The sequence below is a fragment of the Haematobacter massiliensis genome, from assembly GCF_000740795.1.
Lineage (GTDB): Bacteria > Pseudomonadota > Alphaproteobacteria > Rhodobacterales > Rhodobacteraceae > Haematobacter > Haematobacter massiliensis.
Genome location: NZ_JGYG01000002.1, coordinates 1 through 25,839 on the forward strand (window position 1 = coordinate 1; position 25,839 = coordinate 25,839).

The window sequence follows — 25,839 nt, forward strand, 5'->3', positions numbered from 1 at the left end:
AAGCTGCAGTGAGTTCCTGAGCGCGATAGTAAAGGCGCCGTGTTCGGGGCGGGGGGGAGGAGGTTCATCAGCCTCTGTCAGAGCGTGTTCGAGATATTTCTTGGGCGCGGAGCTTCTAGCTGCGTTTCTGCGCCATATCGTCTGGCAATCTTTCATAGGGAGGTCGAGGATCGTTTCCGATTCCCCGTTATCTTCTTGATCCGGCTTTGGCGGCGTCGCTCCAAGCACAACTTCTGTCAGAGGGTTATTCACCTCGCGGCTGAACTCCGTGCGGAACTCGTGGAAAGAGCTCTCTCGCCGCATCAGGTCATGGCGCTGCGCGTCCAGGATTCCCCTTCTTACCTATCTCGTTGCGCATGTGCCCGCTTCGGCTGGTCGAGCAGGCCATCTTGGTTCTTCCTCGAGGCATGTAGCGCGAGCACGAATTCTTGCCGCGATCCAAAGCTTCGGCGCTGCGCCTGCAGGGCTTTGTCCCGCAATATCCTGCAATATCCGGCAGACCTCGCTGGGGCTGCCATGAATTGGCTCCCCCGTCCTACAGGGTCTGCGTCGAAGCGCCCCTCTTGGCCGTCGTCAGCATGAGGGCGCGCTAAACATCAGCACCATCCTTGCCGGATGGCAGCTTTACGACACATTCACGCGGTTAATGTGTTCCACCGCTTCATGTGCTCTGCCCCGCTTGGAAGTTGTAGCTCTCCGCAAACACGGGGCGGTTCATTACGGTCCTGTCTCTTCCAGGTCCAGGCGTTATAGTTGGGCATGGCATCGCCTCTTCCCATACCCTTGCGCGGTGGTCGCGTGCATGAAGCCTTTGGGCCGCTTTCGGCGGCTTTTGGCGCTGTTATCGGTGCGCTGAGCAAGCGGCCTGTCCTTTGGGTGCGGGAGTCATGGGCCCCGGCTCAGGTGACGCCTGAAGGCTTGCGAACGCTTATTGATCCGCGCCGCCTTCTGCTGGCCCGTGGCAGCGATCAGGCGGAAACCCTGGTCATCGCGGAGGAGGCGTTGAAGGACGGGGTCATGCCTTTGGTGGTGATTGAGATCACCCGTCCCCTCAACCTGCGTGAAGGGCGGCGATTACAACTCGCGGCGCAAGCAGGGGACGCAACGGGGCTGTGTCTGATCCCGGAAGGCATGGGCAGCAATGCGGCGGAGACGCGTTGGTATTGCAGTCCTGTTTACGATCCCTCTCCTTTGCAGCCGAGGATGCACGCCCCTCGCACCGCTGTGGACTCGACTTTCATGAGGTGGGAGCTTATTAAGAACAAAAAGGGAACAAATGGGGCGTGGCATGTTCGATGGGATGCAAAGGCGCATCGTCTCGATATGGTTTCCCCGGCTGGCGACTGACCGGGTGCTCCGCTATTGCCCGGTGGAGGCACCGTTCGTGGTCTCTCTGCGGCTCAACAACACCGATTTCATTCATTGCCTCAATCCCATGGCGGAGCGTGCCGGCCTGTCGCATGGCATGACATTGGCAGATGCAAGAGCCTTTTGCCCGCCGCTGATGAGTGCCAGTGCTGACAGGGTGGGGGAGCGCCGCTCACTCCGGGCCCTTCGCCGTTGGGCGTTGCGTTATTGTCCTTGGGTTGGGTTGGAGGAACCAGACGGCCTGGTGCTCGACATCACCGGTTCCGCGCATCTTGCCGGAGGGGAGAAGGCAATGCTGTCCGACATTCGGGAGCGGTTGCGCGGGATTGGCTTCGAGCTGCGATTGGGGCTGGCAGATACGCGTGGAGCGGCCTGGGCGCTCGCGCATTACGGCGAAGGGCTGGCGGCTCCCGGCGATACCCTTGCTGCCTTGGCGGATCTGCCGGTTGCGGCGCTGCGGATCAGCGAGGAACATTCCGTGTCGCTCCAGCGGCTGGGGCTCGGGCGGATCGGCGCGCTGGCCGCGGCGCCCCGGGCGCCGCTGGCCCGGCGCTTTGGTCCCGAGCTTCTGGACCTGCTGGATCGTGCGCTTGGGCAACAGCCTGAATCTGTTAACCCTTTGACTGACATGCCGCATTTTGGTGTGCGCCTGACCCTGCCCGAACCGATCGGCAGGACAGAGGATGTGATGGCGGGCCTTTTTCGCCTGCTGGATCGGTTGTGCGACAAGCTGCGCGGGCAGGAAGCGGGCGTGCGGGCGCTGCGGCTGACACTCCGGCGCGTGGATGGAAATGCGGTGCATGTGGATCTCCGGCTTGCCGCAGCCATGAGAGATGCGGCGCGGATTCAGCCGCTTTTCAGCCGTAAGGTGGAAAGCGTGGATGCCGGGTTCGGTATCGATCAGCTACGGCTGGAGGCGACGCTGGTAGAGCCGCTGCCGCTGCAACAGATGGGAGAGAGAACGGCGGCGACGGACCGGCTGAACGCGCTTATGACCCGGATCGGCGCGCGGATCGGTCTGGAGAACATCCTGTGCTTTCGCCCGGTGGACAGCCATATTCCGGAGCGGAGTTTTGCGCTCGTCCCCTTTACAGAGGCACCGCCCATGCGGGAGCCATGGCCGGAGCCACCCCGTCCCCGCCCCCTGATCCTGTTCCCGCCGGAGCCGATTCTTGCGACCGGGACCACGCCGCCCGAAACCTTCCGCTGGCGTGGCCTTCGTCTGACGACCGGCAGGGCTACCGGGCCGGAACGGATCGCGCCGGAATGGTGGGTGGAAGATGAGAACTGGCGGTCAGGCGTCCGGGACTACTGGCGGGTGGAAACCCGGGAGGGCCGTCGTCTGTGGCTGTTCCATACCCCCCAGGCACCCGGCTGGTTCGTTCAGGGCATTTTCCCCTGATGCCGCCCCGCACAACCTCCCCTGAGCAGAAACCTCGCCTTCCGAGGGATTGTCGCGGCCCATCCTCCGTCGTTGGGAAACCCGGTGCGGATACCACAGAAGGAAGCCGTCCGGCGATGTCCTGCGGCGGCAATCTGTCGCCAGAGCCTTGCCCGCAAGGTCAGAGCCATGGTCCCTTTGGCCAGCCGGGGGGAGACCCGTCCTCTGCAGGATCCGCCATGAGGGCGGGTGCGGCTGTCCGGGCCGGGTTGAAACGCGGGAAGAGCCCCGGGGATCCCTTGAGCCATCCGCGGCAGGGAATGGCAAAAGCCGATCAGGCATTTCCACCGGCCAAAGGCAGTACGGCGGCGCCATCATCACCCGCACCCAAGTCTGGCGACCGCCCCGTTTCGGAGCGCGGATCCCCGCGTTACGCGGAGCTTTGTGCCATGACGAACTTCACCTTCCTGACAGGTGCATCCCACCCGGAGGAAATGATGCTCCGGGCCGCGGAGTTGGGGCTGAGGGCCATTGCAATCACCGATCGTAACTCGCTGGCCGGCGTCGTTCGCGCCTGGACAGCCCTTCGCAACTTGCAGGAGGAGGCGGAGGAAGCCCTGGCTGTGCGGTCGGACAGGCTCGTGGATACCTGCTCGCGGCAGGATGTAGGACACAAGCCCCCGCTTCGCCATCGGGTGCTGGCTGCCTTGCCGAAGCTGATCGTCGGGGCGCGACTGGTGTTGAACGACTGCCCGGTGGAGTGGGTGGCCCTGCCGGTGGACCGGGCGGCCTATGGGCGGCTGACGCGGCTTCTTACCCTTGGGAAGGGTCGCACGGTGAAGGGGAAGTGTGATTTGCGTCTTGCCGATCTGGAAGCGGGAGCGGAGGGGATGATCCTCATTGCCCTGCCCCGGGAGGAGGAGGGAAGCCTGTCCATCCTCTCCCGTCTTCACAGCCGGTTTCCGGGGTTTGTCCATGTCGGTGCGGTGCCGCGATATGATGGGTCGGACCAGCAGTGGTTCGATAGTTGTGCCCGCCTTGCGGAGCAGTCCGGTGCGCCGATAGTGGCGGTAGGGGATGTGCTCATGCACCATGGGCGGCGGCGGCCGCTCGCAGATGTGCTGACATGCCTGCGGGAAGGGCTGACCATCGACAGGATCGGCACCCGCGCGCTCCCCAATGCGGAGCGCAGGCTGAAGGGAGCTTCTGATGTGGCTCGGCTTTACCGCCGCTACCCCGAGGCGCTCCAGCGCACGCTGGAGATCGCGGCCCGCTGCCATTTCGACCTGAAGGAGCTCTCGCAGGACTATCCCGATGAAAGCGACGGCGGGGAAGCGCCACAGGCCCGGTTGGAACGGCTGGCGCGCGAAGGGCTGGCCGACCGCTGCCCGGATGGGGTGCCCAGGGATTACCTCGCCCTTCTGGACAAGGAGCTTTCTGTGGTCGCAGAGCTCGAATACGCCGCGTATTTCCTGACAGTTCAGGACATCGTGCGTTGGGCGCGGTCAAAGGACATTCTGTGCCAGGGGCGGGGGTCGGCCGCGAATTCCATCATCTGCTGGGCGCTCAGGATCACCGATGTCAGACCGGACATGATCGGCATGGTCTTTGAGCGTTTCATCTCCCGTCATCGCAAGGAACCCCCGGATATCGACGTCGACTTCGAGCATGAGCGGCGGGAAGAGGTGATCCAGTGGATCTATGAGAAATATTCTCGCGCCCGTGCCGCGCTCTGCGCCACGGTGATCCATTTCCGCACCCGTGCGGCGATCCGCGAAGTGGGCAAGGTGATGGGGCTGTCTCAGGACGTCACCGCCGCGCTCTCCGGCCAGATCTGGGGCACCTCCAACGAGGGCGCCGGAGCGGAGCGGATGCGTGAGGTGGGGCTGAACCCTTCTGACAGGCGGCTCATGCTCACTATCGGGCTGATCCGGGAGATCATCGGCTTCCCCCGTCATTTGTCGCAGCATGTGGGCGGTTTCGTCATCACCCGCGGCCGGCTCGATGAGCTTTGCGCCATCGAAAACGCCGCCATGCCGGATCGCACCTGCATCGAATGGGACAAGGACGATATCGACGCTCTCCGCATCCTCAAGGTGGATGTGCTGAGCCTGGGAATGCTCACCTGCATCCGCAAGGCGTTCAAGCTGCTCTCCGATCATGAGAACATTTCCCATACCCTGGGCAGTGTGCCGCAGGAGGATGGCAAGACATACAGGATGCTCCAGCGCGCCGATGCCGTCGGCGTCTTTCAGGTGGAAAGCCGCGCGCAGATGAACTTCCTGCCCCGGATGCTGCCCAAGACGTTCTATGATCTGGTGATCGAAGTTGCCATTGTCCGGCCCGGTCCGATTCAGGGGGGCATGGTGAAGCCCTATATCCGCCGCCGCATGGGCTTGGAAGCGCCGGAGCCTTTTGGCCCCGATCTCGCAGAAGTGACGGTGAAGACGCTGGGTGTGCCGCTGTTTCAGGAACAGGCGCTGCGGATCGCCATGGTGGGCGCGGGCTATTCGGCGGAGGAGGCAGACAAGCTCCGCCGGTCGCTCGCCTCCTTCCGCCGCATGGGCACGATCGGTGAGCATCGGGAGCGGTTCGTGACCGGGATGGAAAAGAACGGCTATGATCGGGAGGTGGCGGAACGCTGCTTCAGCCAGATCGAAGGTTTCGCGGATTACGGCTTTCCAGAAAGCCATGCCGCGGCCTTTGCCATGCTGACCTATGTGTCAGCCTGGCTGAAATGCCGCTATCCCGCCATCTTCACCTGTGCGCTGCTGAACAGCCAGCCCATGGGGTTCTATGCGCCAGCGCAGCTTGTGCGCGACGCGCGGGAACACGGGGTGGAGGTGCGGCCCATCTGCGTCAACCACAGCACATGGGACAACCGGCTGCAAAAGCGGCCCGACGGAACCTTCGCCCTGCGGCTGGGCTTCCGGCAGATCAAGGGTTTCCGCAAGGCGGATGCGGATGCCATCGCCTCTGCCCGCGGCAACGGGTATCCCGACCCGGAAAGCCTGTGGCTCCGCGCCCGGATCGCCCCTGCCGTGCTGGAGCGGCTGGCGGAGGCTGATGCCTTCACCGGCATGGGCCTGAACCGGCGGGAGGCGCTCTGGGCGGTGCGGGCCATCCGTGCGCCCGAGCCGTTGCCGCTCTTTGCCGACCCGCTGGATGGCGAAGGGCACCGGGAACCGGAGGTAATCCTGCCCGCCATGCATGAGGGGGAGGAGGTGGTCGAGGATTACGTGGCCACCCGCCTTACCCTGCGGACGCATCCCGTGGCCCTTCTTCGTCCCGCGCTTCAGGGGGTGACACCCCATGGAGCATTGGGGGGGACGCCGCTCCGATGGGTCTCGGTCTGCGGTCTTGTCATCACCCGGCAGCGGCCTGCCACCGCTTCCGGCGTGATCTTCCTGACCCTGGAGGATGAAACAGGCGTTTCCAACATCGTGGTCTGGAAACGGACTTTCGAGCGGTTCCGCCGTGTCGTGATGGGCGGTCGGCTTATCCGCGTGACGGGTCGGGTGGAGCGGGAGGGAGCGGTCGTGCACGTGATCGCGGAGCGGCTGGAGGATCTCTCCCACCGGCTCACGGAGCTTGGCCATCCGCTCGAAGGGGTGGTGGGTGAGCCTGCCGCTCCCGCCGACAGCGCCCCCCGGGCGGTCCGCCCGCCTCGCCCGACCGCCCGGCACCCGCGGGAGCAGACCAATCGCCTGTTCCCGAGCCGGGATTTCCACTGAGTGCCCTCTGCCTTGCGCGAAGGCCCGTGTTTTGCACCCGCCGCCGGGCGGTGTGCCGACCATGCTACCGCTGTTGGGCGCCTCGAGCGTGAAGTGGCCCGCGTTCCCTGGACTATCCCTCGGAAATCCTGGCGGATGGCGGCCCTCCCCAGTGAATAGTGAAAGTGGCACCCGACGACCTCCGAACGCGTATAGAAAACGCCTCCTGACAGTTACTAGAGGTCAAGAACATGCTAGGTCGAAAGGATGATGCGGCGCGGCCCCTTATTCTACAGCACCATCCCACTTCGCGGGACAGAGCGGGCAGATACCGGCGGCTGCCTCCTCTTTCCTTATTGGAGCTTCACAAAGACCGTCATCGCAATCTGCGCCCTCATGCTCGCCGAGAGAAGCAGGATCGATCTGGATGAAGCTGTAGTGGGGCGGCCTTTTACCCTGCGCCAGCTTCTGAACCACACTGCTGGACTGCCCGATTACGGCACGCTCCCTGCCTATCATCAAGCTGTGGCAAGCAATGAAGAGCCGTGGAGCCGCGATGATCTGCTGCGGGCAACGCTGGGTCAGGGAATGCTGTTCTCCCCTGGGTGCGGCTGGCGCTATTCGAATGTCGGCTACATGCTGGCACGTGATCGGCTCGAAGAAGCGGCGGGATGTGCCCTTCCTGATCTCGTGGAGAGCATGATCGCGAGTCGGCTTGGCCTCAAAACGCTCGTACTTGCCACGACGCGGGAGCAGTTTTCACATGTGCATTGGAGCGGAGCGCAGCGTTACCATCCGGGCTGGGTCTATCACGGATGTCTCATCGGAACTGCCCGGGAGGCGGCACTGCTATTGCAGGCTCTCTTCACCGGAGAGCTTGTGACGGAAGCCTCGTTACGGCAGATGCTGACGCCGGTGCCTCTCGGCGGCGCGATGGAGGGACGCCCCTGGACGGCCTGCGGCTATGGCCTTGGCCTCATGATCGGCAGGATGGGGCCCGCCGGCAGAGCGATCGGGCATTCCGGCGGTGGGCCTGTTGGTGTGAACGCGTGCTATCATTTCCCGGACCTGCCCGAGCCAGTTACGGTTGCCACCTTCGCCGACAGTCCTGATGAGGGGCGCGCCGAGTTCGAGGCTCTAAGGCAGAGCGGCGCGCCGCGACTGCGGTAACCTGTTCCCCTCCGCGCGCCGGGGCTGCCTGCATGCGCCGCCTTCCGGTTGCGGCCCTTTCGGTCGCGGTGGAGATCGGCGATGATGCCTGAGATCCGACTGAAGGAGGAACGCATGGCCGCACAAAGCTGTGTGATCGTGGGAGCCGGCCCTGCTGGCATGATGTTGGGCTATCTGCTGGCCCGTGCCGGTATTCCCGTAACCGTGGTGGAGAAGCATCCCGACTTCCTGCATGATTTCCGTGGGGACACGATTCATCCTTCCACGCTGGAGGCTTTCGCCGATCTGGGCCTGCTCGAAGATTTCCTGAAGCTCCCGCATCAGAAGGCGCCAGTGCTTCAGGCGGAGATCGGGGGCGTGCAAACGAAGATCGCCGACTTCTCCCGCATTCCCGCCCGTTGCCGCTTCATCGCCTTCATGCCGCAATGGGACTTTCTCGACTTCCTCGCCGGCCGGGCGGCAGCCTTTCCCGATTTTCGTCTGATGATGGGGGTGGAGGTCGCGGGACTTGTGCAATCGGGCGGCCAGATCCGGGGGATCCGCATCCGGGAGGGGGGGGTGGAGCATGAATTGCCAGCCGATCTGGTCATCGGTGCCGATGGGCGCAACTCCGTCACGCGGCGCGATGCCGCGCTTCCTGTCACGGATTTCGGCAGCCAGGTGGATGTCCTTTGGCTGCGGCTTTCGCGGCAGGAGGGGGATCCTGTCCTGGCGATGAGCCACGCCGGGCCGCAACAGGGGCTCGTCCTGATCGACCGGGGGGATTACTGGCAATGCGGATATGTGATCCGCAAGGGCAGCTACGATGACCTGAAAGCCCGCGGTCTGCCTGCATTCCGGGAAAGTCTCGCAGCTCTCGCTCCGCTTGCCCCCGAACGGTTCGAGGAGATCCAGGGCTGGGATCAGGTGCATCTGCTGTCGGTTCGCATGGACAGGCTCGAACGCTGGTGGCGGCCGGGGCTGCTCTGCATCGGCGATGCGGCCCATGCCATGTCACCGATCGGCGGGTTCGGAGTGAACCTCGCCGTGCAGGATGCAATCGCCGCGGCGAATATTCTTGCGGCACCGCTTGGCTCCGGCCGAATGGGTCCGGACGATCTTGCACGTGTGGAGCGCCGCCGCCGCTTCCCGACCCGCGCCACGCAGAAGCTGCAACTGATGATGCGCCGCAAGCGACCCGTCGTTGGTGAAGCAAATGCCGCCGTCTCTCAGGAAAAGCCTTCTGGCCCCCCGAAATTCTTGCGAGTCATCGGGCGGTGGCCTGTGTTGAGCCATCTTGCCGGGCGTCTGATAGGGCTTGGTTTCCGGCCGGAGCGCGTGCGGATCTAGGGTGCCCCGCCCGGATGTCCTGCGGCTCCGCTGTCAGCGGACGGGGAAGTCCAGCCGGAACATCGCGCCACCCTCCGGCGTGTTTGTGCAGGTCAGATCGGCGTCAAGCTGATCGCTATAGACCGACAGGATCCGCATTCCCAGGCCATGTCGTGCGGCTGGGTCGAACCCCGGCGGCAGACCAGGCCCGTTATCGGCAACGGAGAGGAGGAGCCGACTTTCCCCCACAGTGGCAAGGGTGACTTCGACAATCGGCAGATGCTCTCGTCCGGCATGTTTGATCGCGTTGCCCACAAGCTCCGCCATGACTTGTCCCAGCGCGGTTGCGGCGTTGACGGAAAGAAGCAGCTCCTTCGGCACAAGGATTTCCGCCCGCACCGTTCCGGTCAGCGCCCGGTCCAGATCGGCAAGCAGGCCCGAGGCAAAGGCGGCCAGAGGGAGATGGTCGGATTCGGGGTCGCGGTACAGCTGGTCATGAACGCGGGCAAGGGTGGCGATCCGGCTTGCCGCCTGCGCCACTGCTTCACGCAAAGCGGGGTCGGTATGGTTCCGGGCCTGAAGGTTCAGCAATCCGATGACGGCGGCGAAGCTGTTCTTCACCCGGTGGTCTATCTCGGCCAGCAGAACCTTTTGCCGGGCAAGCGCAGTGTCCTTCTCCGCGACTTCGCGCGCAAGCGTCGCCGCCTGTTCCTCCAGCATCCGGCGTGCATTGACGGTTTCGGTCACATCACGGGAGGAGGCGAGGATCAGATGGACTTCGCCCAACGGATTGTGAACCGGCGTCACGGTGACGGCCCACCACCGGGGTTTTCCCTTGGCGGTTGGACAAAAGGCCTCGAATTCGGTGCGCTCGCCCTCCCGGGCAGTAGCCAGCGCGGTTTCCAGCGTTTCCTTGGCTTCCGGCGGCCACAGATTGGTCCATCGCAAGCCGGCCACCGTGCCGAAATCTTCGATCTCCATGGCGCACATGCCATTCTCGCTCATGAAGGACACGCGCCCTTCAAGATCGATGAGCTTGATGCAATCCGGTGAGGCGCCCAGAACGCCAAGCGCAAATCCCGGCAGACCGCTGCCCATTATGTCGAGCGCGCCACGCGCCAGCATCTCCTTGTCGGAGGCGGACGTTGCGTTCACGGACAGACCTCGCCCGAAATCCTGCTTTCGTGGCGGTCTGTCGGTTTGGCGAAGATGGGGTAACGGCAGAAATCCGGCATGAGCCCTCCCCCGGACAGGCGCAAGACGCGCTATTTCAGCACTGTAAGGGGTTTGGAGTGGCGGGGCAACGTGACACCCTGCGTCAAAGTCGGGTATGCGCGGTCAGCGGACGGATTCGATGGGCCCATCCGCGCGACCGTGGATGAATTGCTGCAGATAGGGATCGTCCGCCGCGTCCATCTCCGCAACCGGCCCGGTCCAGCGGATCAGACCGTCATGCAACATGGCAACCCTGTCGGCGATGGCGCGAACGCTGGTCATGTCGTGGGTGATTGTCATGGCGGTCGCACCCATCTCGGTCACGATCTCGCGGATCAGATCGTTGATGACGCCGGACATGATCGGATCGAGGCCAGTGGTCGGCTCATCGAAGAAGATGATCTCCGGCCCCGCGGCGATGGCGCGCGCAAGACCTACGCGCTTCTGCATGCCGCCTGAAAGCTCTGCCGGGAACAGGTCTGCTGTTTCTGGCTTCAGCCCGACACGACGGAGCTTTTCAATGGCGATTTCGCGTGCCTCCGCCTTGGGGCGCTTGAGCGAGCCGCGCAGCAGGCGGAAGGCGACGTTCTGCCAGACGGTCAGGCTGTCGAACAAAGCGCCGCCCTGAAACAGCATGCCGAAACGGGCGAGGAAGGCGTCGCGGTCCCCCTCCGTCACATCGTGGCCATCGACCCTGATATCGCCGCTGTCCGGTGTGACGAGGCCGAGCACGCATTTCAGCAGCACCGACTTGCCAGTGCCCGATCCGCCGATGATGACCATGCTCTGCCCCTTCGGGACAGAGAGATTCACCCCCCGCAGAACATGCTTCGAGCCGAAGGATTTCTTCAACTCGGTGATCTCGATCATATCGGTCATGAGGCGAAGAAGAACTCCGTCAGAACATAGTTTGAGGCGAGGATCAGGATGGAGGCCGCGACCACGGCGGATTTGGTGGCTCCGCCCACGCCCTGTGCGCCCCGACCGGAATTCATGCCGTAGTAGCAGCCGACCACCGCGATCAGGAAGCCGAAGACCGCGCCTTTTACAAGGCCGGAGCCTATGTCCCAGGCCTCCAGGAAGTTCCAGGTGTTGTGCAGATAGGTCGCGCCATTGAAACCGAGCCGGGTCACCCCGACCAGATAGCCGCCCATGATGCCGATGATGTCGCCGATGCCCACCAGCACCGGCACGGACAGCGTCGCGGCAAGCACACGGGGAACGGTCAGGTATTTCATCGGATTGGTGGACAGTGTCGTGAGCGCGTCGATCTGCTCCGTCACCTTCATCGTGCCGATCTCCGCCGCGATGGAGGAGGCGACCCGCGCGGCCACCATCAGCCCGCCCAGCACCGGCCCGAGCTCCCGCGTCATGCCGATGGCGACGATGGAGGGGACGACGGAGGAGGCATTGAACCGCGAGCCGCCCGCATAGATCTGCAGCGCAAGCGCGCCGCCCGTGAACAGCGCCGTCAACCCGACGACGGGCAGGCTGAGATAGCCTATGGCGAGAAGCTGCTGCGCGAATTCGCGGAAGTAGAACGGTGGGCGGAACATATGGCTCACCGTCTGGCCCGCATAGATCGCGACCTGCCCGATGGAAGTCAGCAGCGACAGCACCATCCGTCCCAGAGCGGCAAGTGGAGAGAGCAGGATCATCAGCGCGTCTCCCTGTAGGTCCGGCTATAGCGGGGGCCAAGCGAGGTCAGCACCTCATAGCCGATGGTGCCGATGACATCCGCCAGCTGGTCGGGCGTCTGACTTGGGCCGAGGATGTCGAGATAGCCCGGCATCTCGTCCAGATGCGACACGTCTGCGGTGATGAGATCCATCGACACCCGCCCGATGAGCGGACAGGGCACGTCGCCCGCCCAAAGCGTTCCCTGCCCCGAAAGCCTGCGGCTCAAACCGTCGGCGTAACCCGCCGCGACAGTGGCGATGAGCGTCGGCTCCGCCGCCTGCCAAGTGGCGGAGTAGCCCACGATCTCTCCCGGCTCCACCGCGCGGATCTGCACTACGGGCAGCGAAAGGCGGACGGTCTGACTGGCCTCCGCGAAAGGCAGGCCGCCATAAAGGCCGATGCCGGGACGGGTAAGTTCAAAATGATAGTCGGGACCGAGCAGGATGCCGCCCGTGGCGGCCAGCGACCGGGGCAGGCCAGTGCCATCCGTCATGCGGCGGAAACTGTCGAGCTGCGCACGGTTCATCGGGTGATCCGGCTCGTCTGCGCAGGCGAGATGCGACATGACGAAATCCGGCCCTTGCGACACCGCGAGGCTGGCGACGGCCGCCCATTCGCCGGGTTCCAGGCCGAGCCGGTTCATCCCGGTATCGAGCTGGATGCCGAAGGGATGACCGGGCAGCGCCTCGAAATGCCGGGTAAGCTGATCGAGCGAATTCAGCATCGGCGTCAGTTCGGCCTCCGCGATCAGCCGGGTGTCGCCCTCCATATGGCCGCCGAGCACGCAGACCTGCGGACCGGGGCCGAGGGCCTGCCGCACGCGCGCGCCTTCTTCGGTCAATGCGACGAAGAACCGCCGCGCTCCGGCGCGGGCGAGGGTCCGCGCCACGCGGTCGGCGCCTAGCCCGTAGGCATCGGCCTTCACGACCGCGCCGGTCTGGGTCTGGGGGGAGGATGCCTGATCGAGCGCCCGCCAGTTCGCGGCGATCGCGTCGAGATCAATGGAGAGGATGCCGCTTGCCATGGCGGTTGTTTCGGCTGGCCCTCAGCGAAGGTCAAGGGGCAAGGCAGCACAGGCGGTTGACCTTGGCGCAGGCGGGCGACAGCTTTGCCGCGGTTTCAGAGCGCAAAAGGGGCAGGACATGGAACGGGAAGCAGAGCAACGGGAGGGGGCCTGTCACTGTGGGAAGGTGCGCTTCAGCGTGCGGCTTGCAGGCGGGCTGGGTGCCGCGAGACGCTGCGATTGCTCCCTTTGCGCGATGCGCGGCGCGGTGACACTCTCAGCCCGCCTGTCGGATTTCACCCTTCTGGCAGGGGAGGATATGCTTCGTACCTATCGGTTCAACACCGGGGTTGCGGAACATCATTTCTGCGGAAACTGCGGGATCTATACGCATCATAAGCGGCGCTCCGACCCGGATCAATTCGGTGTGAATGCAGCCTGTCTGGGGCTCAGTCCCTTCGATTTTGCTGAAATTCAGGTGAATGACGGCGTCCATCATCCCTCGGATGGCAATAAGAGCCGGGTCATGGGCATGTTGCGGTTCGAGCGGTTCTCGGAGCATTGAATGCGCGCATTGCCATGATTGACGGGGGAAGGAGCAGGCGTGGCCCGGAATTGCCCGCAGACCGGTCCATCGAGAATAGCCGAAATTCCGGCGCCGGGCTTTCCATCGGCCCGGTCCTGATCGGATGCCCCGGAGCGGTAAGTCGCATCCAGACCGTACAGAGCAAGAAAAGGGATCGCCCCCCTGTCGCTCCGTCACAAGACAGCCGGTGTCGGGTTGACGGCACCAATAGGCTAAGGCGCTGCGCGAGCCTTTGCGCAGCACTCCAGCTGATCGGGGTTGCTGTACAAGGTGGTGGAGCATCGGTTGCTCAGAACCCTGCGTCGATCCCTTGCTGCCACGGCTTCACGAGGTTGCCGAATCGGGTGAAGCGGCCCTCGAAAGAAAGTTCGACAGTACCGATCGGTCCGTGGCGCTGCTTGCCGATGATGACTTCGGCCTTGCCATGCACACGCTCCATGGCCTCCTGCCACTTTGCCATCGCCTCCAGGTTGTCGTCGCCCGGCTTCTCCCGCTCCCGGTAATATTCGTCGCGGTAGACGAACATCACCACATCGGCGTCCTGCTCGATGGAACCCGATTCACGCAGGTCAGAGAGCTGGGGCCGCTTGTCCTCGCGGCTTTCGACCTGACGGGACAGCTGGGAGAGCGCGACAACGGGGATGTCGAGTTCCTTCGCGACGGCCTTGAGGCCCTGCGTGATCTCGGACACCTCGTTCACCCGGCTGTCCTTGGCCGTGGCGGGGCGGAGAAGCTGGAGATAGTCCACCACCAGCAGGTCCAGCCCATGCGTCCGCTTGAGCCGCCGCGCCCGCGCCGCCATCTGGCTGATCGGCAGGGCGGGCGTGTCGTCGATGTAGAGTGGGCAGGCCTCCAGCGCTTTTGCGGCCTCCACGAAGCGGCGGAATTCGGCCTCCGTCATATCGCCGCGGCGGATCTGTTCGGAGGGCACTTCCGCCGCTTCGGACAGGATACGGGCGGCAAGCTGTTCGGCCGACATCTCCAGACTGAAGAAGCCCACCACGCCCCCGTCCACCGCGCCCTCGGAGCCATCCGGCATCCGGCCACGTTTGAAGTTCTTCGCGACGTTGAAGGCGATATTGGTGGCAAGCGAGGTTTTGCCCATCGAGGGCCGTCCGGCAAGGATCAGCAGGTCAGAGCGGTGCAGACCGCCGAGCTTCTTGTCCAGATCGACAAGGCCCGTGGAGACGCCGGCGAGCCCGCCATCCCGCTGATAGGCGGCGTTGGCGACGTTCACCGCATCGGTCACGGCCTTCAGGAAGGACTGGAACCCGCGCTCCGCCACGCCCTGCTCGCCGAGCTTGTAGAGCCGCTGCTCCGCCTCGACGATCTGTTCCTTCGGCTCGCTCTGCACATCGACCTTGGCAGCCTTTGCGGCGATGTCGCGGCCCAGACCAATCAGCTCCCGCCTGACGGCGAGGTCATAGATCATCTGCGCATAGTCCCGCGCCCCGAAAGAAGAGATGGCCGCCCCGGCAAGGCGCACCAGATAGGCCGGCCCGCCCAGTTCCTTGAGGCCCTGGTCGTCCTCAAGGAATGCTTTCAGCGTCACGGGGGAGGCGAGCGCGTTCTTGACGATCCGGGAAGCCGCGATCTCGAAGATCCGCTGATGGACAGGATCGTAGAAATGCTCCGGCCGCACCAGGCTGGCGATGCGGTCGTAGATGTCGTTGTTGGTGAGAATCGCGCCCAGCAACTGCTGCTCGGCTTCGATATTGTGGGGAAGAACCTCTGCCTCCGGCTCGGCGGCGGCCTGGATCGCCCTCAGTTCGGTCATCATGATCCTGCCCTTTGCAACGTCTCCGCTGGCAAGCGGACCGTCGTCTTTCTGTCAAGCGACTGTCTTACTCCTTACGGAGCCCGGCCAAAAGCGCGGGAGAAACCTGTGGATAAGAGCCACTTCTGCCTGTGTATAACTCTGTATAGCACAGGCCGTGCTGCAGCGCGCTCCGAATGTTGGGGGTCGACTGCGATCCAACACCGCATCTGCCCGATTCCGCCGCGGCGCCGAAACGGGATAATCCACAGGGGTTCTCCTGTCTCGGCGGATTTCCGCGATCTTTCTCAGGCGTGGCGGTCCTGCCAGCCGCGAGGATCGTTCAGGAACTCCTCCACCCCGTCGAGCGTGGGCGCGTCAAAGCTGGCCGCGGACTTGGCTTCCGCCAGCATGTCCCACCAGGTGCAGAGATGGTGGAGCTGGACGCCGTGATCGGCGAGCCGCTGCTCCGTGCCCTCGAAGATGCCGTAGAAGAAGATCACCGCGGTATGATTGCAGCTTGCGCCCGTCTCGCGGATCGCATCGACGAAGGAGAGCTTCGATCCGCCATCGGTGGTCAGATCCTCCACCAGCAGCACGCGCTGACCTTCGGTCATGGCGCCCTCGATCCGGGCATTCCGTCCATAGCCTTTGGGCTTCTTGCGGACATAGCTCATCGGCAGGCCCATCCGCTCGGCCACGAGCGCCGCGAACGGAATGCCCGCCGTCTCGCCGCCGGCGATGTTGTCGAAAGCCTCGAATCCCGCATCGCGCAGCACGGTCATCGTCAGGAAATCCATCAGCGTGGAACGGATACGCGGATAGGAGATGAGCTTGCGGCAGTCGATATAGGTCGGCCCCTTGAGACCGGAAGCATAGGTGAAGGGCGTGGCGGCGTTGAAATCGACCGCCCCGATCTCAAGGAACATGCGGGCGGTAAGGCGGGCGATTTCCTCTCTGGAGGGAAAACTGGTCGGGATCATGGCGGGATTCCTTGGACGAAGGGGTCTTTCTGAAAAGGCCGCCCGGTGAGGGGCGGCCCGAAGCGGAGGGGTCAGGCGACGGCCCAATGGACCGGGAAACCGGGGTCGAAAACGGTGACCGGCCCAGCCCCCGTTTCGATCCGGGTCGGGAAATGGCTGGGCGTCTCCCGCTTGACCAGCGTCAGCGTGGTCTCGTTCGTGGGCAGACGATAGAAGGCCGGGCCGTTCAGGCTGGCGAAAGCCTCCAGCCGGTCGAGGGCTTTCTCCTCCTCGAACACATGGGCCAGAAGCGGCATGGTGTTCGTCGCGGTGAAGCAGCCTGCGCAGCCGCAGGCGCTTTCCTTCGCCGCGTCCGCATGCGGCGCGGAGTCGGTGCCGAGGAAGAAGCTGGTTCCGCCGGACGTGGCCGCTTCGCGAAGCGCAAGGCGGTGTTCCTCGCGCTTGGCGACAGGGAGGCAGTAGTAATGCGGCTTGATCCCGCCCACGAGGATGTGGTTGCGGTTGATGATCAGATGGTGCGTGGTGATCGTGGCGGCGATGTCATCCCCGCCGTTTTTGACATATTCCACGCCGTTGCGGGTGGTGATGTGCTCCATGACGACACGAAGGCCCGGTGTCTTTTGCCGCAGCGGCGCAAGGACACGCTCGATGAACACGGCTTCCCGGTCGAAGATGTCTACGGCAGGATCCGTCACCTCCCCATGGACGCAGAGGGGCAGGCCGATCTCCGCCATCGTTTCTAGAACGCCCCGCACCTTTTCCAGGTCGCGGACACCGGAGGCGGAGTTCGTCGTGGCCCCCGCGGGATAGAGCTTGACCGCCTTCACCAGGCCGGAGGCATGGGCGGCAGCGACATCCACAGCCTCCGTCGTCTCCGTCAGGTAGAGCGTCATCAGCGGCTCGAACGCCTGTCCCTCCGGCAGGGCGGCAAGGATGCGGTCGCGATAGTGGCGGGCGTCATCGCCCGTCACGACGGGCGGAACGAGGTTGGGCATCACGATGGCGCGGGCGAAATCCCGGCTTTCGGGCAGGATGCCTTGCAGCATCGCGCCGTCGCGCAGATGCAGGTGCCAGTCGTCGGGGCGGCGAAGGGTGATCTGGGTCATGAGCCCGGCCCCTAGCATGCCCCGGCCAGCCGCGCAAATTATCCCGGTGATTCGCAGGCCCTTCCCCTTGTCTTCGTTTTTCGCGCATGGTGCGCATCGAATAGCGGAGAGACCATGCAGGACGGGCAGACATATCGGCTGGAGCGGGTCCGGGGCGCTGCGCAAGTCACTCTCTCGCATCGTGCCGGTGCCGTCCGGTTGGACGAGCTTGGCCAGCAGGGATCTGCCAAGGCATTTCTGCCGCGGGTGCATGGCCCGGTGCCCGAGGTGGTTTTCCTCAACACCGCAGGCGGCCTCACAGGGGGGGACCGGCTGTCCTACAGGCTGTCGGCCGGGGCAGGGGCGGTGGTGACCGGCACCACCCAGACGGCCGAGCGGATCTATTCCAGCACCGGCGATCTGGCGGAGGTGGAGGTGCACCTTCTCGCGGAGGCGGGTGCACGGCTCCATTGGCTGCCGCAGGAGACGATCCTGTTCGACCGCGCGCGCCTTGTCCGCAACACCCGGGCCGATCTGGCAGGCGATGCGGAGCTTCTTCTGGTCGAAACGCTGGTTCTGGGCCGCGCGGCAATGGGGGAGGAGGTGCGGAGCCTCCATCTCCTCGACCGGCGGGAGGTGTGGCGCGACGGGCATCCGGTCTTTCTGGAGCCGCTGCGTCTTGGAGATCACTCGCAGGGGCGGGCGGCGCTGATCGGGGCGCATCGAGCGATAGCGACCCTTGCGCTTCTTGCCTGTGGTGCGGAAGATGCGGTCGGACCGCTGCGCGCCGCGCTGGGCGGGATTGATGGCGTGGAGGCCGGAGTTTCGGGCTGGGACGGTCGCTGCATTGTCCGTCTGGCGGCGGAACGGCCGGCAGCGCTCCGGCAGGCGCTGCGCGTGGCCATGGAAGCAGTGCGGGGTGCTCCCCTTCCCCGCGTTTGGCAGTTGTGAGGACGAGAACACGTGAACCTGACGCCCAGAGAAAAGGACAAACTGCTCATCAGCCTCGCTGCCATGGTCGCGCGGGGCCGGCTTGAGCGGGGGGTGAAGCTCAACCATCCAGAGGCGATCGCTCTCATCACCGACTATGTGGTGGAGGGCGCGCGGGATGGCCGGTCGGTTGCAGATCTGATGATGGCGGGCGCGCATGTCGTCACCCGCGATCAGTGCATGGCGGGCATTCCCGAGATGATCCATGAGGTGCAGGTGGAGGCGACCTTCCCCGATGGCACCAAGCTCGTCACCGTTCACCACCCGATCCGCTAGAGGACGCCAGATGATTCCCGGAGAAATCCTTCCCGCCGCTGGTGAGATCACGCTGAACCAGGGTGCCGAGGCGATCACGCTGACCGTCGCCAATACCGGCGACCGTCCGGTTCAGGTCGGCTCGCACTATCATTTCGCCGAAACCAATCCCCGGCTGTCCTTTGACCGGGAGGCCGCGCGCGGCTACCGGCTCGACATTCCCTCCGGCACGGCTGTCCGATTCGAGCCGGGTCAGGAGCGGGAAGTGCGTCTGGTACCCTTCTCCGGTGCGCGCCTTGTCTATGGGTTCAATCAGAAGGTGATGGGCAAGCTCTGATTGCGCTGCGTCATTCCATTGAATGATTGACGCGCGTCGACCGAGCGACATCCTGTCGCAGGGCCGCTCCGGGATCGCTGCCGGGAAGCGACCGCCTTTCTCTGTCGTGGGAGCGTATCATGAGCGATGTGAAAGATCTTCCTGACCCCCTGGCACTTTGGCGGGCGGGTATGGAGTTCGCCCAACTGGGTATGGAGGCGAACGCGATCATCACCATGCGGATGATGGGTTTCATGGGCTTCTGGCGGATGCGGGATACCGAGGCCCTGCGGATGATAACCGAAAAGCCGCCTGCCTTCTTCGAGGGCTGGATGCGGGGCATGTCCGCGGCGATGAGCGGAGAATCGGCGGAAAAAGTGGCGACGGAGGCCATCAAGCCGTTGCGCAAGACGACGCGTGCCAATCATCTGCGCCTCGTGAGGTCTGGCCCCTCTCTCGGACTTATTGCTCGACCGGGGAGCAAGAGCTGATATTGCCCGAAAAACGGGCATGACCGGGATGCGATGCGACCGACTGCGTAGAGCCTGTTGAAACGCGCGCCTCTGCACGGCAGAACGGACCGAGAGCCATCCCGGAGAACCCGATGCCCGCCAAGATTTCCCGCGCCGCCTATGCTGACATGTATGGCCCGACGACCGGTGATCGGGTCCGGCTTGCCGACACCGACCTCATCGTGGAGGTGGAGCGGGATCTCACCACCTATGGTGAGGAAGTGAAGTTCGGCGGCGGCAAGGTGATCCGCGACGGCATGGGCCAGAGCCAGGCGACACGCGCCGAGGGCGCTGTCGATACCGTCATCACCAATGCGTTGATCCTCGACTGGACGGGTATCTACAAGGCCGACATCGGCTTGCGCGACGGGCGCATCCACAAGATCGGCAAGGCGGGCAACCCCGACACCCAGCCGGGCGTGGACATCATCGTCGGCCCCGGCACAGAGGCCATCGCGGGAGAGGGACGCATTCTCACCGCGGGCGGCATGGATGCGCATATCCACTTCATCTGCCCTCAGCAGATCGATGATGCGCTCTATTCCGGCATCACCACCATGCTGGGCGGTGGAACGGGGCCGGCGCACGGCACGCTTGCCACGACCTGCACGCCCGGACCATGGCATCTGGCGCGGATGATCCAGGCGGCGGATGCCTTTCCGATGAACCTTGCCTTTGCCGGCAAGGGCAACGCCTCGCTCCCCGGCGCGCTGGAGGAGATGGTGAGGGCGGGTGCCTCCTGTCTGAAGCTGCATGAGGACTGGGGGACGACGCCTGCCGCCATCGACTGCTGCCTGTCGGTCGCCGACGACATGGATGTGCAGGTGATGATCCACACCGATACGCTGAACGAATCGGGCTTCGTGGAGAACACGCTGGCGGCGCTGAAGGGGCGCACCATCCATGCCTTCCATACGGAGGGCGCGGGCGGTGGCCATGCGCCGGACATCATCAAGGTGGTGGGGGCGCCGAACGTGATCCCGTCATCGACCAACCCGACCATGCCCTATACCGTGAACACGCTGGAGGAGCATCTCGACATGCTCATGGTGTGTCACCACCTGGACAAGTCGATCCCCGAGGACGTGGCCTTTGCCGAATCCCGCATCCGCAAGGAAACCATCGCGGCGGAGGACATCCTGCACGACATGGGCGCGTTCTCCGTGATCTCGTCCGATAGCCAGGCCATGGGCCGGGTCGGCGAGGTCATCACCCGCACCTGGCAGACGGCGCACAAGATGAAGGTCCAGCGCGGTCGCCTGTCGGAGGAGACGGGCGACAACGACAACTTCCGGGTGAAGCGGTACGTGGCCAAATACACAATCAACCCCGCCATCGCGCATGGGCTGTCGCGCCACATCGGAAGCGTGGAGGAGGGGAAACGGGCGGATCTCGTGCTCTGGCACCCCGCCTTCTTCGGCGCGAAGCCGGAGATGGTGCTGATCGGCGGCACGATCGTGGCTGCGCAGATGGGCGATCCCAACGCGTCGATCCCCACGCCGCAGCCGGTCTATTCCCGGCATATGTTCGGCGCCTACGGCAAGTCTGTGGAGCGGTCGGCGGTGGTCTTCGTCTCCGCTGCTGCAGAGGCGGAGGGGCTGCGCGGCAAGCTGGGCATCGGGAAGGAGACGCTCGCCGTCCAGAATACCCGCAACATCGGCAAGGCGGACATGAAGCTCAACGCCGCCACGCCGGAGATTGAGGTGAACCCGGAAACCTATGAGGTTCGCGCGAATGGTGAACTTCTCACCTGCGAGCCTGCAAAGGAACTCCCCCTCGCGCAGCGCTATTTCCTGTTCTGAGGTTTCTTCATGCGTATCTGGCTGATCCTGCCTTTCACCCTCGCAGCCTGCACCGATCCGGGCTTCCGCGGCGTTGCGGGTATGCGTGAGGCAGAGGCGTCGCAGGTTGGTTCTTGTGCCTATGTCTCCAACATCACCGGCAGGCCCAGTGTGTATGGGCCGTTGCTGGGTGATCAGGGCATCAGCTATGCGCGCAATCAGGTACTGGATACCGCGCGCAGCTCAGGGGCGAATACGGTGGTGTTCCAGAAGGTCACCCCCGGTGAGCCGGTCTACGAACTCAATGCGACAGCTTACCGCTGCTGAGCCAGCTGCAACGCTGCAATGCAAAAACGACCGTAGCGCTTGAGAGGCAGGCTCCCTATTTGACCCCTCGGGGAGGGAACACCGCAAGTTCGGACGTTTCCCAATGAACGCTTACAATCGCATCGAAACCACACCCACCCGCGAGAAAACCCTCCGCGAGATCGTTGACGATTTTTTTGTGGGGATCGGTCAAGGCGTCAGCGCCTATCGTGTCCGCGAATCGCGCATGGCTGAAATGCGCAGGCTTGACGCCAAATCCGACGCCGAGCTCAAGGACATGGGCCTGACGCGTGATCGCATCCCGCAATACGTCTTCCGCGACCTGTTCGCCGCCTGAGCCGCCTTGACGCCTTTCTCCGAAGGAGGCACCAACGGGGAAAGCGCGGGAGATCAGGCGATGGCAGACATTCCGAAAGCGGTGCGTATCCGTCCTGCTGGTGCATGGGCGGGCGCTGTGGATGAAGTGCTGCTCGACTACGATCAGCGCTTCCTGCGCCGTCGGCGGCTGGATTCTGCGGCGGGCGAAGCTTTCATGGTCGATCTGCCGGAGACAACCAGCCTCAACCATGGCGATGCCTTCGAGCTGGAGGACGGGCGCCTGATTTCCGTCGCTGCTGCGGATGAGCCGCTGCTGGAAATCCATGCCGATGATCTGGTGCGGCTGGCTTGGCATATCGGTAACCGGCATACGCCCTGCCAGATCGAGCCGGGCCGCTTGCTGATCCGCCGCGATCACGTGTTGCAGGATATGGTCGAGCGGTTGGGCGGGCATGTCCATGCCATAATCGCCCCCTTCCGGCCCGAAGGCGGCGCCTATGGTCATGGCCGCACCCTTGGCCATTCGCATGGGCCGGACGACGCCCAGCACCCCTCCGAGAACTCCGGGACACATGTGCGGTTTCACGGCAGCCATGGCCCGGAGGAAGAGGAGGATCCGCCGCCGCGGGATCCTGAATGATCGCCGCCGGTTGACCCAGTTCGATGACGGCGGCGCTTCTCACCCTTTCCCAACGCCTTTCCCCGGCCTTCCCGGTCGGGTCATTTGCCTATTCGCATGGGCTGGAATGGGCTATTTTCGCAGGTGAAGTGACAAACGCGGAGACGCTTCTTCTGTGGGTGGAGGATGTTCTGGCCCATGGCAGCGGGCGCAGCGATGCAGTCCTGCTGGCCCATGCCCTTACCCCCGGTGCGGATTTGGGGCTGCTCTCCGATATGGCTCTCGCGCTCGCCGCCAGTGCAGAGCGGGTGCGGGAAACGGTCGATCAGGGTCGTGCCTATATGGCGGCATTGCCGGAAGATGCGGGATCGTTGCCGGGCGATCTTCCCTATCCCGTGGCGCTGGGCGCGACCTGCCGTGATCTAGGCCTGCCCGTCGAGACAATCGTGGCCTTCTACCTTCAGGCTTTTGCCGGAATGCTGGTACAGGCGGCGGTGCGCTTCGTGCCGATCGGCCAGACAGCGGGGCAGCGCGTGATTTCCGCACTGCATCCGCTGATGATGCGGATCGCGGCAGAGGCGGTCGCGACGCCGCTGGACGGCATTGCCAGCGGCGCCTTCCGCTCCGATCTCGCCGCCATGCGGCATGAGGTGATGGAAGTGAGGATTTTCAGGACATGATGAGCGGGAATGGCCCCCTCCGCATCGGGATCGGCGGCCCGGTGGGGGCAGGCAAGACGACCCTGACGGAGCAGCTTTGCAGAGCAATGCGGGATCGCTGGTCGGTGGCCGTGATCACGAACGATATCTATACCCGCGAGGATGCAGAGTACCTCATGCGGGCGCAGGCCCTGCCGCTTGAGCGCATTCGGGGCGTGGAGACGGGTGGTTGTCCCCACACAGCGATACGGGAGGATGCGTCCATCAACCTCGCGGCGGTGGCCGATCTGACGGCCGCCATTCCCGATCTGGATGTGATCCTGATCGAATCGGGGGGAGACAATCTGGCGGCCACGTTCTCACCCGAACTGGCGGATCTGACGCTCTATGTCATCGACACGGCAGCGGGGCAGGACATTCCGCGCAAGAAGGGACCGGGTGTCACGAAATCGGACCTGCTCATCGTGAACAAGGTCGATCTTGCCCCGCATGTCGGCGTGGATCCAGCCTTGCTGGAGAGTGATACCCGCGCGGCGCGCGGCAGGCTTCCCTATGTGATGGCTTCTCTTCGGCAGGCGGTCGGGGTGGATGAGGTTGTCCGCTTCATCGCGCGCGAAGGCGGGCTTTAGAAATGCGAAAGGCCCCCGGCAAGGGGGCCTGGACGCGACAGAGACGATCCGCGCTTATTTCGGACCGATCATCATCACCATCTGGCGGCCTTCAAGCTTCGGCATATTCTCCACCTTGCCGACCTCGGCCACATCGGCGGCCACCCGGTTCAGCAGTTCCATGCCGAGCTGCTGGTGCGCCATCTCGCGACCGCGGAAGCGAAGGGTCACTTTCACCTTGTCGCCGCCTTCGAGGAACTTGAGCACGGAGCGCATCTTCACGTCGTAGTCATGGGTATCGGTCCCGGGACGGAACTTGATTTCCTTGACCTCGATGGTCTTCTGCTTCTTCCGTGCTTCGGCCTCGCGCTTCTGATTTTCGTATTTGAACTTGCCGAAGTCCATGATCTTGCAGACGGGCGGCGTGGCGTTCGGCGAGATCTCGACGAGATCGAGACCAGCCTCCTGAGCCAGGGCGAGCGCCCGCGCTGGCGTCACGACCCCGACGTTCTCGCCCTCTGCCCCGATCAGCCGAATCTCCGGCGCGCGGATACGTTCGTTGACACGGGGTCCGGTGTCGCGTTGGGGCGGGGCATTGTGCGGTCTGCGGGCTATGGTGGTAATCCTTACGATGTTGTGTGCCGCGGGCAAAATAGTGTTGGCGAAGGCGTGATACAACAGGGATTCGGTATTTCCGCCGCGGCCCCGCACCGCAATGGGCGGTAAAAGCCCGGAGGAGTTGGAAGATGAGGTCGTTTCTGATCGCGGCGATACTGGTGGCCCTGGGGATCGTGACATGGCGCCATTTCGCCACGGATGTTCGTGGGCCGTGGGGCGGACTCACACGGGAAGCGCCCTCTCTTCCCTCAGCCTTCCGGTTTCCCGTCGAGGAGGACGAGGAGAGTTTCGTCAACCGTGCCGCCCGCACCGCGCGCGAAGCGGCTACCGATGCACAGAGCGCGGCAGAGCAGGCGGGCAGGGCCTTGAATAGAGCGGCCTCCGCCAACATGCGTGAAGCGGTGAGCCTTGCCGCAGGCGAGGCGGAGCGGGCTGTCGATGCCGCGATGGCAGGGGTGCAGGATGCGCTGCGCGACCCCTCGGAGTCGAGCAGGAGCGCGGCGGAGGGGGCACTCGCCGCAGCAGATCACGCCACGGACATCGTCACGGAGGGGACGGAAGTGCTGGGGGAAAAGGCGCGGCGCTGGTGGGTGGAGCGGGCAGGCACATTTCGCGCGCATATCACCGAAGCCGATCTGGCACCCGACCTGGAGGACCGGCTGCTTCACGCCTGGGACAAGGCAAAGGACGCCCCGGAAGCAATCCAGAACGTCCTTCAGGAACTCAGGGTTCAACTGGAAGAGTGAGGGTTAGCCGACGAAGGCCTTTTCCACCACATATTCGGCAGGCTCGCTGTTCGCGCCTTCGCGCAGACCGAACCCGTCGAGGATCTCCATGATATCCTTGTTGAAGGCGAGGCTGCCACAGACCATGCCCCGGTCCGTCGCAGGATTTATCGCCGGGATGCCGAGCCGCTCGAACACCTCGCCGGAGCGAAGATGGTCGGTGATCCGGCCCATGACGGGCGAGGTTTCGCGCGTGGTGGTCGGATAATAGCGCAGCTTGCCCGCGGCGAACTCACCGACCAGCGGATCCTCAGCGACGGAGGCGACCAGTTCCTCGCCATAGGCCAGAGCCGCCACTTCCCGCGTCGTATGGGTGAGGATGACCTCATCATACCGCTCATAGGTTTCCGGGTCGCGGATAAGCGAGGCGAAGGGCGCGATTCCCGTGCCGGTAGCAAAGAGCCACAGCCGCTTGCCGGGCAGCAGCGCATCCAGGACGAGCGTCCCCACCGCTTTCGGCTTCAGAATGATCTCGTCACCCGGTTGAATATGCTGCAACCGGGAGGTCAGCGGGCCGTCCTGCACCTTGATGGAATAGAACTCCAGTTCCTCGTCCCAGGCGGGGGAGGCGATGGAATAGGCGCGCAGCAGCGGGCGGCCGTTATCCCCTGTCAGGCCGATCATCACGAATTCGCCGGACCGGAAGCGGAGCGACCGGGGACGGGTCACGCGGAACGAAAACAGATGCTCCGACCAGTGCCGGACGGCGGTCACGGTTTCGGTGGGCAGGGTCTTGGCGGCGGGGGCGGCGGTATCGGTCACGGGAGCGAGGTCGTTCATGGCGGGGAGTCGCATCCTTTTAT

The 25,839-nt window shown here is 64.2% G+C and carries 26 protein-coding genes; 17 read left to right on the top strand and 9 right to left on the bottom strand.

Features of this window, described 5'->3' with window-relative positions; genetic code table 11:
- Positions 1–759 precede the first annotated feature (759 nt).
- The 5 genes from CN97_RS20105 to CN97_RS03125 all read left to right on the top strand — a co-directional run bounded on the left by CN97_RS20105 (position 760) and on the right by CN97_RS03125 (position 8,961).
- Complete coding sequence (locus tag CN97_RS20105; RefSeq protein WP_084683971.1) at positions 760–1,347, top strand: ImuA family protein; 588 nt, start codon at positions 760–762, stop codon at positions 1,345–1,347.
- Complete coding sequence (locus tag CN97_RS03110; protein WP_035708240.1) at positions 1,289–2,770, top strand: Y-family DNA polymerase; 1,482 nt, start codon at positions 1,289–1,291, stop codon at positions 2,768–2,770. The genes CN97_RS20105 and CN97_RS03110 overlap by 59 nt, the downstream gene beginning before the upstream one ends.
- A 428-nt stretch (positions 2,771–3,198) precedes the next feature.
- A complete protein-coding gene (locus tag CN97_RS03115; RefSeq protein ID WP_035707122.1) occupies positions 3,199–6,483 on the top strand; it encodes an error-prone DNA polymerase in 3,285 nt (1,094 codons plus the stop codon).
- A gap of 249 nt (positions 6,484–6,732) precedes the next feature.
- A complete protein-coding gene (locus CN97_RS03120) occupies positions 6,733–7,632 on the top strand; it encodes a serine hydrolase domain-containing protein (RefSeq protein WP_084683972.1) in 900 nt (299 codons plus the stop codon).
- Positions 7,633–7,713: 81 nt separating this feature from the next.
- Positions 7,714–8,961 (top strand): FAD-dependent oxidoreductase, encoded by a 1,248-nt coding sequence (locus CN97_RS03125; protein WP_242685202.1) that lies wholly within the window; start codon positions 7,714–7,716, stop codon positions 8,959–8,961.
- 33 nt (positions 8,962–8,994) lie between these two features.
- Here CN97_RS03125 and CN97_RS03130 read toward each other — a convergent pair whose 3' ends face one another.
- The 4 genes from CN97_RS03130 to alr form a co-directional block, all read right to left on the bottom strand.
- Positions 8,995–10,095, bottom strand: a complete 1,101-nt coding sequence (locus CN97_RS03130; RefSeq protein WP_035707128.1) for a sensor histidine kinase — start codon at positions 10,093–10,095, stop codon at positions 8,995–8,997.
- Between the two features lie 183 nt (positions 10,096–10,278).
- Complete coding sequence (locus CN97_RS03135; protein ID WP_035708246.1) at positions 10,279–11,025, bottom strand: ABC transporter ATP-binding protein; 747 nt, start codon at positions 11,023–11,025, stop codon at positions 10,279–10,281.
- A 5-nt stretch (positions 11,026–11,030) separates the two neighbouring features.
- Positions 11,031–11,813 carry an MlaE family ABC transporter permease gene (locus CN97_RS03140; RefSeq protein ID WP_084683973.1) on the bottom strand — a complete coding sequence of 261 codons (783 nt, stop codon included), beginning with the start codon at positions 11,811–11,813 and terminating at the stop codon, positions 11,031–11,033.
- Complete coding sequence (alr, locus tag CN97_RS03145) at positions 11,813–12,859, bottom strand: alanine racemase (protein WP_035707130.1); 1,047 nt, start codon at positions 12,857–12,859, stop codon at positions 11,813–11,815. Before alr ends, CN97_RS03140 begins: the two co-directional genes overlap by 1 nt.
- A 118-nt stretch (positions 12,860–12,977) precedes the next feature.
- Here alr and CN97_RS03150 point away from each other — a divergent pair, with 118 nt between their 5' ends.
- Positions 12,978–13,403: a GFA family protein gene (locus tag CN97_RS03150; protein WP_035707133.1), complete on the top strand. Its 426-nt coding sequence runs from the start codon at positions 12,978–12,980 to the stop codon at positions 13,401–13,403.
- 310 nt (positions 13,404–13,713) lie between these two features.
- On the opposite strand, the gene CN97_RS03155 is transcribed toward CN97_RS03150, so the two are convergent.
- The 3 genes from CN97_RS03155 to pyrC all read right to left on the bottom strand — a co-directional run bounded on the left by CN97_RS03155 (position 13,714) and on the right by pyrC (position 17,269).
- Entirely contained in the window at positions 13,714–15,201 is a 1,488-nt protein-coding gene (locus CN97_RS03155) for a replicative DNA helicase (protein WP_035708253.1), read from the bottom strand.
- A 287-nt stretch (positions 15,202–15,488) separates the two neighbouring features.
- Positions 15,489–16,163 (bottom strand): orotate phosphoribosyltransferase, encoded by a 675-nt coding sequence (locus tag CN97_RS03160; RefSeq protein WP_035707136.1) that lies wholly within the window; start codon positions 16,161–16,163, stop codon positions 15,489–15,491.
- Positions 16,164–16,234: 71 nt separating this feature from the next.
- On the bottom strand, positions 16,235–17,269 hold the full coding sequence (pyrC, locus tag CN97_RS03165; protein WP_035708256.1) for a dihydroorotase: 1,035 nt from the start codon (positions 17,267–17,269) through the stop codon (positions 16,235–16,237).
- Between the two features lie 114 nt (positions 17,270–17,383).
- Between pyrC and CN97_RS03170 the strand changes: the two genes are divergently transcribed.
- The 10 genes from CN97_RS03170 (at position 17,384) to ureG (ending at position 23,654) form a co-directional block, all read left to right on the top strand.
- Positions 17,384–18,199 carry an urease accessory protein UreD gene (locus CN97_RS03170; RefSeq protein ID WP_035707139.1) on the top strand — a complete coding sequence of 272 codons (816 nt, stop codon included), beginning with the start codon at positions 17,384–17,386 and terminating at the stop codon, positions 18,197–18,199.
- Positions 18,200–18,211: 12 nt separating this feature from the next.
- A complete protein-coding gene (locus CN97_RS03175; RefSeq protein ID WP_035707141.1) occupies positions 18,212–18,514 on the top strand; it encodes an urease subunit gamma in 303 nt (100 codons plus the stop codon).
- Positions 18,515–18,524: 10 nt separating this feature from the next.
- Complete coding sequence (locus tag CN97_RS03180) at positions 18,525–18,830, top strand: urease subunit beta (RefSeq protein WP_035707144.1); 306 nt, start codon at positions 18,525–18,527, stop codon at positions 18,828–18,830.
- A 119-nt stretch (positions 18,831–18,949) separates the two neighbouring features.
- Positions 18,950–19,300, top strand: coding sequence for a hypothetical protein (locus tag CN97_RS03185; RefSeq protein ID WP_035707147.1), 351 nt, complete (start codon positions 18,950–18,952; stop codon positions 19,298–19,300).
- Between the two features lie 113 nt (positions 19,301–19,413).
- Positions 19,414–21,123, top strand: a complete 1,710-nt coding sequence (gene ureC, locus CN97_RS03190) for an urease subunit alpha (protein WP_035707151.1) — start codon at positions 19,414–19,416, stop codon at positions 21,121–21,123.
- Between the two features lie 9 nt (positions 21,124–21,132).
- The gene (locus CN97_RS03195) at positions 21,133–21,429 is read left to right on the top strand and encodes a hypothetical protein (RefSeq protein ID WP_035707156.1); all 297 of its coding nucleotides are present in this window, start codon (positions 21,133–21,135) and stop codon (positions 21,427–21,429) included.
- Positions 21,430–21,532: 103 nt separating this feature from the next.
- The gene (locus CN97_RS03200) at positions 21,533–21,766 is read left to right on the top strand and encodes a DUF1127 domain-containing protein (RefSeq protein WP_035707159.1); all 234 of its coding nucleotides are present in this window, start codon (positions 21,533–21,535) and stop codon (positions 21,764–21,766) included.
- 60 nt (positions 21,767–21,826) lie between these two features.
- Positions 21,827–22,387 carry an urease accessory protein UreE gene (gene ureE, locus CN97_RS03205; protein ID WP_035707162.1) on the top strand — a complete coding sequence of 187 codons (561 nt, stop codon included), beginning with the start codon at positions 21,827–21,829 and terminating at the stop codon, positions 22,385–22,387.
- Between the two features lie 23 nt (positions 22,388–22,410).
- Entirely contained in the window at positions 22,411–23,046 is a 636-nt protein-coding gene (locus CN97_RS03210) for an urease accessory protein UreF (RefSeq protein ID WP_035707164.1), read from the top strand.
- Complete coding sequence (ureG, locus tag CN97_RS03215) at positions 23,043–23,654, top strand: urease accessory protein UreG (RefSeq protein WP_035707167.1); 612 nt, start codon at positions 23,043–23,045, stop codon at positions 23,652–23,654. Before CN97_RS03210 ends, ureG begins: the two co-directional genes overlap by 4 nt.
- A gap of 54 nt (positions 23,655–23,708) precedes the next feature.
- Here the strand turns inward: ureG and infC are convergent, their stop codons facing one another.
- Complete coding sequence (infC, locus tag CN97_RS03220; RefSeq protein ID WP_338085404.1) at positions 23,709–24,311, bottom strand: translation initiation factor IF-3; 603 nt, start codon at positions 24,309–24,311, stop codon at positions 23,709–23,711.
- Positions 24,312–24,379: 68 nt separating this feature from the next.
- On the opposite strand from infC, the gene CN97_RS03225 reads away from it, so the two are divergent.
- On the top strand, positions 24,380–24,997 hold the full coding sequence (locus tag CN97_RS03225) for a hypothetical protein (protein WP_035707169.1): 618 nt from the start codon (positions 24,380–24,382) through the stop codon (positions 24,995–24,997).
- A gap of 3 nt (positions 24,998–25,000) precedes the next feature.
- On the opposite strand, the gene CN97_RS03230 is transcribed toward CN97_RS03225, so the two are convergent.
- Entirely contained in the window at positions 25,001–25,816 is an 816-nt protein-coding gene (locus CN97_RS03230; protein WP_035707171.1) for a ferredoxin--NADP reductase, read from the bottom strand.
- Between the last annotated feature and the right edge of the window lie 23 nt (positions 25,817–25,839).

Excerpts from the sequence above, each read along its gene's own strand:
- CN97_RS20105 (WP_084683971.1), top strand. The coding sequence starts at position 760 with ATGGCATCGCCTCTTCCCATACCCTTGCGCGGTGGTCGCGTGCATGAA.
- CN97_RS03110 (WP_035708240.1), top strand. The coding sequence starts at position 1,289 with ATGTTCGATGGGATGCAAAGGCGCATCGTCTCGATATGGTTTCCCCGG.
- CN97_RS03115 (WP_035707122.1), top strand. The coding sequence starts at position 3,199 with ATGACGAACTTCACCTTCCTGACAGGTGCATCCCACCCGGAGGAAATG.
- CN97_RS03120 (WP_084683972.1), top strand. The coding sequence starts at position 6,733 with ATGCGGCGCGGCCCCTTATTCTACAGCACCATCCCACTTCGCGGGACA.
- CN97_RS03125 (WP_242685202.1), top strand. The coding sequence starts at position 7,714 with ATGATGCCTGAGATCCGACTGAAGGAGGAACGCATGGCCGCACAAAGC.
- CN97_RS03135 (WP_035708246.1), bottom strand. The coding sequence starts at position 11,025 with ATGATCGAGATCACCGAGTTGAAGAAATCCTTCGGCTCGAAGCATGTT.
- CN97_RS03140 (WP_084683973.1), bottom strand. The coding sequence starts at position 11,813 with ATGATCCTGCTCTCTCCACTTGCCGCTCTGGGACGGATGGTGCTGTCG.
- alr (WP_035707130.1), bottom strand. The coding sequence starts at position 12,859 with ATGGCAAGCGGCATCCTCTCCATTGATCTCGACGCGATCGCCGCGAAC.
- CN97_RS03150 (WP_035707133.1), top strand. The coding sequence starts at position 12,978 with ATGGAACGGGAAGCAGAGCAACGGGAGGGGGCCTGTCACTGTGGGAAG.
- CN97_RS03155 (WP_035708253.1), bottom strand. The coding sequence starts at position 15,201 with ATGACCGAACTGAGGGCGATCCAGGCCGCCGCCGAGCCGGAGGCAGAG.
- CN97_RS03160 (WP_035707136.1), bottom strand. The coding sequence starts at position 16,163 with ATGATCCCGACCAGTTTTCCCTCCAGAGAGGAAATCGCCCGCCTTACC.
- pyrC (WP_035708256.1), bottom strand. The coding sequence starts at position 17,269 with ATGACCCAGATCACCCTTCGCCGCCCCGACGACTGGCACCTGCATCTG.
- CN97_RS03170 (WP_035707139.1), top strand. The coding sequence starts at position 17,384 with ATGCAGGACGGGCAGACATATCGGCTGGAGCGGGTCCGGGGCGCTGCG.
- CN97_RS03180 (WP_035707144.1), top strand. The coding sequence starts at position 18,525 with ATGATTCCCGGAGAAATCCTTCCCGCCGCTGGTGAGATCACGCTGAAC.
- CN97_RS03185 (WP_035707147.1), top strand. The coding sequence starts at position 18,950 with ATGAGCGATGTGAAAGATCTTCCTGACCCCCTGGCACTTTGGCGGGCG.
- ureC (WP_035707151.1), top strand. The coding sequence starts at position 19,414 with ATGCCCGCCAAGATTTCCCGCGCCGCCTATGCTGACATGTATGGCCCG.
- CN97_RS03195 (WP_035707156.1), top strand. The coding sequence starts at position 21,133 with ATGCGTATCTGGCTGATCCTGCCTTTCACCCTCGCAGCCTGCACCGAT.
- CN97_RS03200 (WP_035707159.1), top strand. The coding sequence starts at position 21,533 with ATGAACGCTTACAATCGCATCGAAACCACACCCACCCGCGAGAAAACC.
- ureE (WP_035707162.1), top strand. The coding sequence starts at position 21,827 with ATGGCAGACATTCCGAAAGCGGTGCGTATCCGTCCTGCTGGTGCATGG.
- CN97_RS03210 (WP_035707164.1), top strand. The coding sequence starts at position 22,411 with ATGACGGCGGCGCTTCTCACCCTTTCCCAACGCCTTTCCCCGGCCTTC.
- ureG (WP_035707167.1), top strand. The coding sequence starts at position 23,043 with ATGATGAGCGGGAATGGCCCCCTCCGCATCGGGATCGGCGGCCCGGTG.
- CN97_RS03225 (WP_035707169.1), top strand. The coding sequence starts at position 24,380 with ATGAGGTCGTTTCTGATCGCGGCGATACTGGTGGCCCTGGGGATCGTG.
- CN97_RS03230 (WP_035707171.1), bottom strand. The coding sequence starts at position 25,816 with ATGAACGACCTCGCTCCCGTGACCGATACCGCCGCCCCCGCCGCCAAG.